The sequence below is a fragment of the Corynebacterium argentoratense genome, from assembly GCF_021491455.1.
Classification (GTDB): Bacteria; Actinomycetota; Actinomycetes; order Mycobacteriales; family Mycobacteriaceae; genus Corynebacterium; species Corynebacterium argentoratense_A.
Genome location: NZ_JAKETN010000003.1, coordinates 218,638 through 230,077 on the forward strand (window position 1 = coordinate 218,638; position 11,440 = coordinate 230,077).

Below are 11,440 nucleotides of genomic sequence, written 5' to 3' on the forward strand. Positions count from 1 at the left end.
GTCCCCATGCCCCGCCGGACTACATGCAGGGCTAGTTCACGCAGCGTGGGCCGTCGCCACCAGCGCTGATGGTGGGAGAGACAATCTCTTCCTCTGTGCCCGGAATGCCAGCAACCGTCCCGCTACCGGCGCTGCCATTAGTGGCGGAATCGTCGACAGCCTGGAACTCTTCAGAGCTTGCGACCTTGTGGTCGTTGGCAATGGGGCCGTCGTAGTCAGCTGCCGCGACAACCACAGCCTCGCCCTTTTCCAGCGAGCCAGTGACGACGATCGGTACGTTACCCAGCGCGCGGGCGAGGTCTTTGACCAGGGGATCGTCCGCGTCGGCGGTGAGCACTTGTGTTTCGGTATACAACCCAGCGGGGGCGTTTCCAATATCCCCGATCTGGTAGCCCTTCTTCTGCAGCGCGGTGCCGATGCGCGAGGCCATTCCCGTGGTGGTGGAAGCGTTAAGGACGTGCACATCCAAGCCCAGGATCGGGTCGGCGGGGGCGTCCTCCTTATCTGCCTTGTTGTTCTTGTCGTTTGTCTGCTCTGCCTCCTCCTTGGGGCCGAGCAGATCGCGGAAGAACTCGTGCACCTGGTCAGAATCCACGGTGACGACACTCTCGCCATAGTCGCCAACACCATCGATACTGGTCACCGGGATGGTGTTGAACTGAACATTGCCGCCGGCGAGGTTCGACAATTGGGTGGCCAGGCCCATGATGTCCCAGTCAGAGTCGATGGTCAGCGAACGGCGCGCCGCGTCACCAAGCTCGTTGAGCTTCGAGGGATTAGACAGCGTGTTTGCCGACAGTACGGAATTGACCAGCGATGCCATGTAGACCTGCTGGCGGACGATGCGGTCGAGGTCACCGCGCGGAAGGCCGTGGCGCTGGCGAACGAAAGACAAGGCGTCCGGGCCGTTGAGTCGCTGGCGGCCGGCGGGGAAATTCGCGCCAGAGAATTCGTCGTTGACGGCCTCGTTCAAACAGACTTCAACGCCGCCAACAGCATCGGTGAGTAGCACGAACCCCAGCAAACCAACTTCGGCATAGCGGTCGACCGTGACGCCCGTCAGATCGCTGATTGCGCTGATCAATGCCTGGCGGCCGGCCTGCTTGGATTGGTTTTCCAGCTTGGTTTCGTCGGTGAGGCCGGAATCAAAGAGCTCTGCTTTTTTATCCGACTTGTGTGCCCCGTAGACACCGTTGATTTTCATGTTGCCGAACTCGTCGTCGTGAATATAGGTGTCGCGGGGGATGGAGATCGCGGTGGCGGAGGAGCCATCGTTGGGTACGCGGATGACCATGAGGGTGTCGGTGTTTTCGTTTTCCTCGTCGCCCGCGCGCAGCATTTCGATTTCTTGCGGTGACAGGGGGTTGCCTTGAGCGTCGGTGCGGGAGTCGATGCCGACGAGCAAGATGTCCAAGGCGCCGTCTGCTGCGTGGCCGAACTTTGAGCCCTTGCCCCCGCCGAGGCTGAGGTCGTGGGCGGTGTTGGTGACCGATCCGAAAACGGAGTAGCCGAAACCGGATAGTGCAAGTACGACGACGGCGAGGAATGCGAGGACAGCGCGCACGCCTTTCGGGCCGGTTTGTCGCACCGCAGCGTCGACGGACGGTGGCGCTTGGATGGCGCGTGTCCGGCGTTGGGAGGTGGGGCGGTCGTCACTCACGGTGAAAGTCTCCAGGTCGTGCTGTGTTCTGCTACCGCGGCTAGGGCGGTGCGGTTGACACATGGAGTATACAGTGCAGGCCGGTTTAGGCCGGGTTAGCTTAAACATCGCCGCGGGAGTCTATACGCTGTGAAGGGTGAATAACCCTTCGAAAGCACCTTTGGCGGTCGTGACCGTCACCTATTCTCCGGGTGAGTACCTGGATGCCTTCGCCTCCTCTATTCCCGAGGCGACCGCGCGGGATGTGTTGCTCGTGATGGCTGACAATGGTTCGGTGGATGGTTCCCCGGAGGCTGCCGAGCGTCGCTACCAGTGGGCTGAGTTTCTGCCGACGGGCAGCAACATTGGTTACGGTGCGGCCATTAACTGTGCGGTGCGTTCTTTGAAGCCTCGGGTCGAGCGTGGTGAGGTTGACGGTGAGTTTTTCCTCATTTCAAACCCGGATGTGCTCTTTTCCCCCGGAAGCATTGATGCGCTTATTGACGCCGCGTCGAGGCACCCGGGCGCCGCGTCTTTCGGCCCATATATTAAGGAAGAGGACGGCAGCGCGTATCCTTCGGCGCGCGCGGTGCCGACGTTGGGCAATGGTATTGGGCATGCGTTGTTGTCTGGGGTGTGGCCATCGAATCCGTGGACTCGGGCGTACAAGGCCGACCAGGATATGACTGTGGAGCATGAGGCCGGATGGCTGTCGGGTTCCTGCTTGTTGGTGCGCTGGGATGCCTTTGAGGCGATTGGTGGTTTCGACGAGCGCTACTTCATGTACATGGAGGATGTCGATTTGGGGGATCGTTTCGGCCGCGCGGGCTGGTCGAATGTGTTTGTTCCTTCCTCTGTTATCGAGCATGCAAAGGGACATGTGGCTGGTGAGCATCCGGAGTTGATGCTGCCGGCGCACCATGAGAGCGCGTATCGTTTTCAGGCGGACCGCTACCCAGCCGTGTGGCACTTTCCCTTGAGGGCCGCGTTGTGGTTGGGTTTGAAGTGCCGCGCAACCTTGGCTGTTGCCTCTGCACGGCTTCGCAGGACTTTAAGGAGAAATTGAGATGGATATTGCATCGCGTACCGACGCTGTCATTTTGGCCGGCGGGAAGGGCACGCGGCTGCGTCCGTTGACCGTGTCGACTCCGAAGCCGATGCTCCCGGTCGCTAACGCACCTTTTCTCAAGCACCTGCTTGGCCGCATTAAAGCTGCGGGGATTACCCACGTTGTGCTGGGTACCTCCTATCGTGCCGAGGTTTTCGAAGAGTACTTTGGCGATGGTTCCGAGCTCGGCCTCGAGATCGAGTATGTCGTTGAGGGAACAGCGCTGGGCACGGGCGGGGCGATCCGTAATGTTTATGACCGTTTGCGTTACGACAATGTGATGGTCTTTAACGGTGATGTGCTTGGGGGTACTGATCTGTCGAAGGTGCTCGCTACCCATGAGGAAAAGCAGGCGGATGTGACCTTGCATTTGGTCCGGGTGCCTGATGCGCGCGCGTTTGGTTGCGTGCCGACTGATTGTGATGGCCGTGTTCTTGAGTTTTTGGAAAAGACGATGGATCCGCCGACCGATCAGATTAATGCCGGCTGCTATGTGTTCCGCCGTTCTGTCATTGAGCAGATTCCTGCGCGCCGCGTGGTGAGCGTGGAACGCGAAGTGTTCCCGCGTCTGTTGGAAGAAGACGCCCGCGTATTTGGCTATGTCGATAACGCTTACTGGCGTGACATGGGTACGCCGGAGGATTTCGTCCGGGGTAGCTCTGATCTGGTTCGCGGTATTGCGCCGTCTCCTCTGTTGGAGGGCCGCACGGGGGAGTGCCTTGTGGATGCGGCTGCCGGTGTGAAGGATGGCGTTTGGCTTCTGGGTGGTACGACGGTTGGCCGTGGCACGGAGATCGGTGCGGGTTGCCGTATTGATGACTCTGTCATTTTTGACGGCGTGACGGTTGAGCCCGGAGCCTACATCAAGGATTCGATTATTTCTTCTGGCGTGCACATTGGCGCTAACGCGCGAATTGTTGACGCCGTGATCGGTGAAGGCGCGCAGATTGGTGCGCGTTGCGAGTTGCGCAACGGGATGCGCGTGTGGCCCGGGGTTGTCATTCCGGACGCAGGTATTCGCTTCAGCACGGACGCTTAAACCTGGGTGCTGGCTTGTCGCGCCCTGCGGTCTTTCTTGCGTGATGCTGTCGGCTTGCCGATGGCTTCCCTAAAAGATCGGATAAATTGCTAGCATCTGTATCTTGATTTTTTATTCAGGGGCACCACTATATGTAGTGCCCCTGCTTTTACCCCCGGGTGGCGACGCTACCCTTCAGGGAAAGTGCAAAAAAGTTTCTCTTGGGGCTTGTGTGACTGCTGTGAACTCGACGCGGTGGCATTCCCCCAGGTTTTGGGGAAGGTTGTCTTTTTTCCTTGACGCGTCGCCCCCTGGGGGTGTGTAATCACATTTGTGTAACAGAGCTGGTTTATATGTAGACTGGCTCCACTAGATGTTGATAAACCTATCGCTGATATTGACCGCCCGCCCGATCGGCATGTGATCAAAGGATTCGGTAGAGACTGGGTTTCCCGACTAGGAGCGAGGAGCGTTCGTGGAAGACTTTGCAAACGACGAATCTCTCCGTAGTGCACGCACTACTGGAGGTGCGGCCAGAATGGACGCATTGTTCCAGGCTGTCGAGCAAGAGTGGCAGGAATACGCACTCTGTGCGCAAACAGACCCAGAAGCTTTCTTCCCAGAAAAAGGCGGCTCCACCCGCGAGGCCAAGCGCATTTGCCAAGCCTGCTCGGTCCGCGACGAATGCCTCGAATACGCACTACTTAATGATGAGCGCTTCGGAATCTGGGGCGGACTCTCTGAGCGTGAACGCCGCCGTTTGAAAAAGCAGATTTCCTAAAATTAAACCCGCAGCCACTGCGGGTTTTTCTATGTCTTTACCAGGGGGTGGGTCTGCCCGGTGGGGCTAGAAGCGTTCAAAATCGGGGTCGATGACGCTGGGGTCAACGTTAAGATATGTCGCTGCGAGGGACGTCAGCACGTAGGTTAACAACTCGGCTCGCTCTTTTGAGTCGGTGCACCGCTGCTCTATGGGCTGCCGGAAGACAACCAAACGCGCACGCGTGGGTTTACCGCGATGGTCGACACCCGCAGGGATAACGCGCCCCAATGGCACAGGGCCATCAGAGATTACCTCCTCGGGATAGATCTCCATGAAGCGCATGCGGGGGATCATATCCACCGCGACGTCAATAGATTCCAGCTGTTGCGGAAATTTCCGAGCGATCGGGCCGTAAGCCTCCAGCACCGCGGCGTCAAAAAGATCGCTTCGGCTTTTATATATCGGCACGGTTTGGGGCAGAACTGGCCCCCGGACACCATGGCGATTTCTCATGGGCTCAAGGTTAAACCGGCAACCGGTCGGGGCAGTGTTCGGCGCGCCGAATGTAGACTCTCAACTTCAGGTCTAGACTTGGTGGACGTGAGTCAATTCCGACGTTGTTCCCGCCCCGGCTGCGGCAAACCCGCCGTAGCGACGCTCACCTACGCCTATGCCGAATCCACAGCAGTGGTCGGCCCCCTGGCTGCGACAAGTGAACCCCATAGCTGGGACCTTTGCGAGCACCACGCCGAAAAAATTACAGCCCCCCTTGGATGGGAGCTCCTCCGAGTAGACGACATCACCATCGACGACGATGACGATGACCTCACGGCGCTAGCAAAGGCAGTGCGCGAAGCTGTACGTCACCCCAGTGGTTTGGTCGCCGACAGCCCCGCAACCGAGTACCGCAGTAGCCACCCCGCACACAACGCGAAACAAAGCACAGATCGCAACGCCACCAAAGACCCGAGCACACGCTCCGGCAAGGGCGAACGCGGCCATCTTCGCCTGGTGTCCTCGGACGAGGATTAAACAACCTAGCCACAACCTACTAGGCTAGTGTGGTCAATCGTCCCATATTTGAGGAGAATAATGCGCACTCGCGAATCCGTCGAGGCCGTCATTAAGGCTTACGACGTCCGTGGTGTCGTCGGCGAAGATGGTTTTGACGCCGACTTCATGCGTGAAACCGGAGCGGCTTTCGGCCGTCTCATGCGAAACGAAGGTGCCCGCGTCGTAGCGGTGGGCCACGACATGCGCGATTCCTCGCCCAAGCTGTCCGCAGCCTTCGGCGAGGGCGTAGCAAGCCAAGGGCTAGACGTTATTGCCCTCGGTCTTACATCCACCGACGAGCTCTACTACGCCAGCGGTGTGCTGGAGTGCCCCGGCGCCATGTTCACCGCTAGCCACAACCCCGCGAAATACAACGGCATCAAAATGTGCCGCTCAGGTGCCCGCCCCGTTGGCCAAGACAGCGGCTTGAAGACCATCATCGACGACCTAGTCCAGGGCGTGGAGCCCTACGAGTCCACCCCAGGCACCATCGAAGACCGCGACATGCTCGGCAGCTACGCTGAATACCTGCGCGAGCTGGTCGATCTGCGCAACATTCGCCCGTTGAAGGTCGCCGTGGATGCAGGCAACGGCATGGCGGGCTTAACTGTTCCGGAGGTCTTCAAGGGCCTGCCCATCGAGATCGTCGACCTGTACTTTGAACTCGACGGCAACTTCCCCAACCACGAGGCCAACCCGTTGGAGCCCTCCAACCTGGTTGATCTTCAGCGCTTTGTCGTCGAGCAAAAAGCAGACATCGGCCTCGCCTTCGATGGTGACGCCGACCGTTGCTTCGTCGTCGATGAACGCGGCGAGGCCGTCAGCCCCTCTGCTGTGTGCGCCATCGTCGCCGAACGCTACTTGGCCGACAACCCCGGTGCCACCATCATCCACAATCTGATCACCTCGAAGGCCGTGCCCGAGCTGATCGCCGAAAAGGGCGGCACCGCTGTGCGCACTCGCGTCGGCCACTCCTTTATCAAGGCGCAGATGGCCGAAACCGGCGCAGTGTTTGGCGGCGAGCACTCCGCCCACTATTACTTCAGTGAGTTCTTCAACGCGGATTCCGGCATGCTGGCCGCTCTGCACGTCCTGGCTGCCTTGGGTAGCCAGGAGCAACCGCTGAGCGTCATGATGAAAGACTACGAACGCTACGTCGCATCCGGCGAGCTTAATTCTCGCCTGGCCAGCGCAGAGGCTGGGGTGGAGCGCACCCAGGCCGTGCTTGATGCGTTCGCCGACCGCATCGAGTCCACAGACACGCTCGACGGCGTCACGGTGGACCTCAAGGGCACTCCCGCTTGGTTCAACATTCGTGCCTCCAACACCGAGCCGCTGCTGCGCCTCAATGTTGAAGGCGAAACACCTGAGCAGGTTGATGCTCTCGTCGAAGAGATTCTGGGCATCATCCGCGCCTAAATACACCATAAAGGTTAAGACACACATGCAGTTGCTCACTGGTATTGTCCGCAACTACCCGTGGGGCTCCCGCACAGCTTTGGCACGCTTGCGTGGGGCAGAACCCACTGACCACCCCGAAGCAGAAATGTGGTTCGGGGCGCATCCCCTTGCTCCCTCATTGGTGGGGGAGCGCACGCTGATCGACGTCATCGCTGAGGACCCCACCCATAGCCTGGGGGACATGGCCGATCAAGGCCAGGGGCTGCCTTTTTTGCTCAAGCTGCTCGCTGCCGATGAGGTGTTGTCTTTGCAGGCACACCCCTCCCGGGAGCAGGCGAAAGAGGGCTATGCCCGTGAAAACGAAGCGGGAATTGCCCTCAACGCACCGCACCGTAACTACAAAGACGACAACCACAAGCCTGAGTTGATCGTCGCTCTAAGCGAGTTCGAGGCCATGGCAGGGTTCCGCCCGGTGCCGTTGACTAACGAACTGTTTGATGTGCTGGCGTGCCCCGAGCTTGAGCGCTATCGTTCCCTGCTGCCGGATACCCCCACAGATTCGGTAGCGCAGGATTCTAGCGATAACGTTCGGGCGTTGTTTACCACCTGGATCACCATCCCCCCTGCGGCTCGTGTCGAGCTGATCAACGCGGTGGTGGCTAGTGCGCGTGCGGTGCTGGATGATTCTGCGCGTGAAATTCCGCAGTGGATGCGTGAAGCCTTGAGCAACATTGTTGAGCTCAACGAGATGTACCCCGGAGACGTGGGTGTTTTGGGTGCGTTGCTGCTGAACAAGTTGACCTTGCAGCCCGGCGAGGCTCTGTATTTGGATGCCGGGAACCTGCATGCGTACGTGCGGGGCTTGGGCGTGGAGATCATGGCGAATTCGGACAACGTGTTGCGCGGCGGGTTGACGTCCAAGCACGTGGATGTGCCGGAGTTGGTGAAGGTGCTGAACTTCGACACCTTGGAGGACGCCCGTTTGGCGGGTGAAGAGTCCGTGGTGGGGGGTGCCCGTATCGTCCGCTACCCGGTTCCGATTGATGAGTTTGCGCTGACACGTGTCGAGTTGGATGGTCGCTGGGAGGTGCCTACGGGTACCCCGACGATCATCGTGTGCACCGAGGGCACTGTGAAGGCTGATGACGCCGCGACGGTTCTGGACCTACGTGCCGGTCAGGCCGCGTGGATTCCAGCTGGAAACGCACAGGTTGTGCTCGAGGGCAGCGGGCAGGTGTTTGTTGCGACACATGCCTAAAACGGCCTGTTTCTAGCAATATGCAAAAGGTTGGTCGGGGCCACCTCATTGTGTGGCCCCGACCAACCTTTTTGGTATTCGAGGAGGGATGTTTAGGCGTCGTCGCTCGCGGTATCGGGCAAATCCTCAGCCGTTGAGTCATCGGCGGTGAAGGATAGCTCTGCTGCGACTTCGTCGTAAATAGGGGAGTCGCTGGCGTTAACCTCGACCTCGATGGCTGTTTCTCCTGCAGGTCCTTTCCTATGATCCGCTTGCTAAAAACAGGCGGGGGATTGGTTGTGGTTGTCTCGGTGGCTGTAGTGGATCAAGTGGCTGTCGTACTCATGCGGACTTCGAAAGGCGTACCCTGGTTGTGACAGCCAGGAAAGCGGCCGTGGAACACCGCGCACGACCCTAAGAGAATTATTAAAAAAACCTCAGATTCGGTGCGGTCTTCCATGAAGTGCATACCTGCATAGAAGCGTAACGCTCGAACAGGCTAAAAGAAAGCGAAAGAGAGCAGCTCAATGGGAGCGTGGGACGACACCATTTTCCGTCAGGAAGCAACGGTATATTTTCTCGACGAACTCGACACACTCGACCCTGACGATCAGGTAGAAGCAATCCTCGACGCATGCACCTTGGCCAAAGGTCAAGCGGGCGCAGACTTCAATGAGGATGAGGACTATGTTCGGGGGCTCTGTGCCGCGACAATCGCAGCCATTTGGGCAGGTGCACCCTACAGCGCGGGTGATGTTGTCGAGGAGTACCCCTTCATTCGTCAGCTCATCGGCCACGGCGATGAAGCGCTCAATGAGGCTGCACTTGAGCTACTGGAAAACGTTGACATGGATGTCGACATCGAGACTTACATCGAGGCCCTGAGTTAGGCCCCGGCCGAGGGTGAAATGCAGGGGCCACCGCGCCCACCAAACTTAAAACCATGCCGAAAAAACTTAAAGAAAAATAAGAAAACTTATTGCTTTTTAAGATTTATTGGTGGGTGCTTCGGTGCGGCCAGCAGGCCACTACAATCGATCACGACGCTTGGCACGAACCCAAGAAGACACATCTTGACACTCAACCTCGAAGGAGACCCCTGTGCCCCACGGTACGCAGTCCAGCACCAACCCGAACGCATTCACAGACTTCCGGGTTGCCGACCTGAGCCTCGCCGACGCCGGACGCCACCAGATCCGCCTCGCCGAATACGAAATGCCAGGCCTCATGGAGCTGCGCCGCGAATACGCCGAGGAACAGCCCCTCAAAGGTGCCCGGATTGCAGGCTCCATCCACATGACCGTCCAGACGGCCGTGCTGATTGAAACCCTCACCGCACTGGGCGCTGAAGTCCGCTGGGCCTCCTGCAACATCTTCTCCACCCAAGACGAGGCTGCCGCAGCAGTCGTCGTCGGTGACGGCACCGTCGAGCAACCCACTGGTGTGCCGGTCTTTGCGTGGAAGGGTGAAACCCTCGATGAATACTGGTGGTGCCTCGACCAAATTTTCAGCTGGGGTTCGGACGCCGACGGCAACGAGATCCTGCCCAACATGATCCTCGACGACGGCGGCGATGCCACCATGGCCGTCATCCGCGGACGCCAATACGAAAACGACCGCCGCGTACCCGAGGCCACCGCCGATGACTCCGACGAACACATCGCCTTCCTTGGCATGCTGCGCGAGGTCCTCGAACGTGAACCCGGCCGCTGGGGCCGCATCGCAGAAACCGTTCGCGGCGTCACCGAAGAGACCACCACCGGTGTGCACCGCCTCTACCACTTCGCAGAGGAAGGCACCCTGCCCTTCCCCGCAATGAACGTTAACGACGCCGTCACCAAGTCCAAGTTCGACAACAAATACGGCACCCGCCACTCCCTGATCGACGGCATCAACCGCGCCACCGACATGCTCATGGGCGGCAAGAGCGTGCTGATCTGCGGCTACGGCGACGTCGGAAAGGGCTGCGCCGAAGCCATGGCAGGCCAAGGCGCCCGCGTCAAGGTCACCGAAGCCGACCCGATCAACGCCCTCCAAGCACTCATGGACGGCTTCCCCGTCGTCCACGTCGACGACGCCATCGCCGATGCCGACATCGTCATCACCGCCACCGGCAACCTGGGCATCATCACCTTCGAACAGATGCTGAAGATGAAAGACCACGCCGTGCTCGGCAACATCGGCCACTTCGACAACGAAATCGACATGCACTCCCTGCTGCACCGCGACGACGTCCAGCGCGTGCAGATCAAACCACAGGTCGACGAGTTCATCCTGCCCAACGGCACCGCCATCATCGTCCTCTCCGAAGGTCGCCTGCTGAACTTGGGCAACGCCACCGGCCACCCCAGCTTCGTCATGTCGACCTCCTTCGCCGACCAGACGATCGCCCAAATCGAATTGTTCAACAACCACGACAAGTACGACAAGCAGGTCTACCGCCTGCCCAAGATCCTCGACGAAAAGGTCGCGCGCATCCACGTCGAAGCACTCGGCGGAACCCTCACCGAACTGACGAAGGAACAAGCCGAATACATCGGCGTCGACGTTGCCGGACCTTACAAACCAGAGCACTACCGCTACTAAACATGATCATCGCAATTGAAGGAATCGACGGCGCGGGTAAAAACACCCTCGTGCGTGCACTGACGGAACTCATCGATCGACCAGTAAGCGTTCAAGCCTTCCCCAGGTACGGCACACTGCACGCTGACCTCGCCGCCGACGCACTCAAGCACAAGCTCGGTGACACCGTCGACTCCATCCACGCGATGGCACTACTGTTCGCGCTCGACCGCTACGGCTACAAAGACACCCTGCTGTCCTACGCAGCCGGAGGCCCGCACGAACACGATGTGCTGCTGCTCGACCGCTACGTCGCAAGCAACGCCGCCTACACAGCAGCACGGCTCGACAGCGTCGAAGGGCAACACTTCGTCGCAGACCTCGAGTTCGGTCGCTTCGGCCTGCCCGCCCCGGACCTGACGATCCTCCTCGACACCGATGCCGATCTGGCTGCCCAGCGCGCCCAACACCGGGCAGAAGCCGACGTCAGCAGAGCTCTCGACGCCTACGAAAGCGACAGTAGCCTGCAGCAACGCACCCTGGATGCCTACTGCAGGCTAGCTGCAGACAACTGGTACGGATCCTGGATGAGCGCGCACCCAGACGCCGACCCCCGCGAGGTCGCCGAATACATCGCCCAGCTTTAGTCGGCCGCC

Annotated in this window: 11 protein-coding genes; 9 read left to right on the forward strand and 2 right to left on the reverse strand. The window is 59.5% G+C overall.

Features of this window, described 5'->3' with window-relative positions:
- Positions 1-31: 31 nt before the first annotated feature.
- A complete protein-coding gene (locus L1C91_RS05455) occupies positions 32-1,723 on the reverse strand; it encodes an LCP family protein (protein ID WP_419178711.1) in 1,692 nt (563 codons plus the stop codon).
- Between the two features lie 73 nt (positions 1,724-1,796).
- On the opposite strand from L1C91_RS05455, the gene L1C91_RS05460 reads away from it, so the two are divergent.
- The 3 genes from L1C91_RS05460 (at position 1,797) to L1C91_RS05470 (ending at position 4,546) form a co-directional block, all read left to right on the forward strand.
- On the forward strand, positions 1,797-2,705 hold the full coding sequence (locus tag L1C91_RS05460; RefSeq protein ID WP_234858358.1) for a glycosyltransferase family 2 protein: 909 nt from the start codon (positions 1,797-1,799) through the stop codon (positions 2,703-2,705).
- Position 2,706: 1 nt separating this feature from the next.
- The gene (locus tag L1C91_RS05465) at positions 2,707-3,786 is read left to right on the forward strand and encodes a nucleotidyltransferase family protein (RefSeq protein ID WP_234858359.1); all 1,080 of its coding nucleotides are present in this window, start codon (positions 2,707-2,709) and stop codon (positions 3,784-3,786) included.
- Positions 3,787-4,240: 454 nt separating this feature from the next.
- The gene (locus L1C91_RS05470) at positions 4,241-4,546 is read left to right on the forward strand and encodes a WhiB family transcriptional regulator (RefSeq protein WP_328219586.1); all 306 of its coding nucleotides are present in this window, start codon (positions 4,241-4,243) and stop codon (positions 4,544-4,546) included.
- 66 nt (positions 4,547-4,612) lie between these two features.
- Here L1C91_RS05470 and L1C91_RS05475 read toward each other — a convergent pair whose 3' ends face one another.
- Positions 4,613-5,041, reverse strand: a complete 429-nt coding sequence (locus tag L1C91_RS05475; protein WP_234858360.1) for a metallopeptidase family protein — start codon at positions 5,039-5,041, stop codon at positions 4,613-4,615.
- A gap of 87 nt (positions 5,042-5,128) precedes the next feature.
- Between L1C91_RS05475 and L1C91_RS05480 the strand changes: the two genes are divergently transcribed.
- The 6 genes from L1C91_RS05480 (at position 5,129) to L1C91_RS05505 (ending at position 11,431) form a co-directional block, all read left to right on the forward strand.
- Positions 5,129-5,560, forward strand: coding sequence for a DUF3499 domain-containing protein (locus L1C91_RS05480; RefSeq protein WP_328219587.1), 432 nt, complete (start codon positions 5,129-5,131; stop codon positions 5,558-5,560).
- Between the two features lie 60 nt (positions 5,561-5,620).
- Complete coding sequence (locus tag L1C91_RS05485; protein WP_234858362.1) at positions 5,621-7,000, forward strand: phosphomannomutase/phosphoglucomutase; 1,380 nt, start codon at positions 5,621-5,623, stop codon at positions 6,998-7,000.
- Between the two features lie 25 nt (positions 7,001-7,025).
- Positions 7,026-8,240, forward strand: coding sequence for a mannose-6-phosphate isomerase, class I (manA, locus tag L1C91_RS05490; protein ID WP_234858363.1), 1,215 nt, complete (start codon positions 7,026-7,028; stop codon positions 8,238-8,240).
- Between the two features lie 506 nt (positions 8,241-8,746).
- Entirely contained in the window at positions 8,747-9,109 is a 363-nt protein-coding gene (locus L1C91_RS05495; protein ID WP_234858364.1) for a DUF4259 domain-containing protein, read from the forward strand.
- Between the two features lie 211 nt (positions 9,110-9,320).
- Entirely contained in the window at positions 9,321-10,805 is a 1,485-nt protein-coding gene (gene ahcY / locus L1C91_RS05500) for an adenosylhomocysteinase (RefSeq protein WP_234858365.1), read from the forward strand.
- Positions 10,806-10,807: 2 nt separating this feature from the next.
- Positions 10,808-11,431 (forward strand): dTMP kinase, encoded by a 624-nt coding sequence (locus L1C91_RS05505; RefSeq protein ID WP_234858366.1) that lies wholly within the window; start codon positions 10,808-10,810, stop codon positions 11,429-11,431.
- The last annotated feature ends 9 nt before the right edge of the window (positions 11,432-11,440 follow it).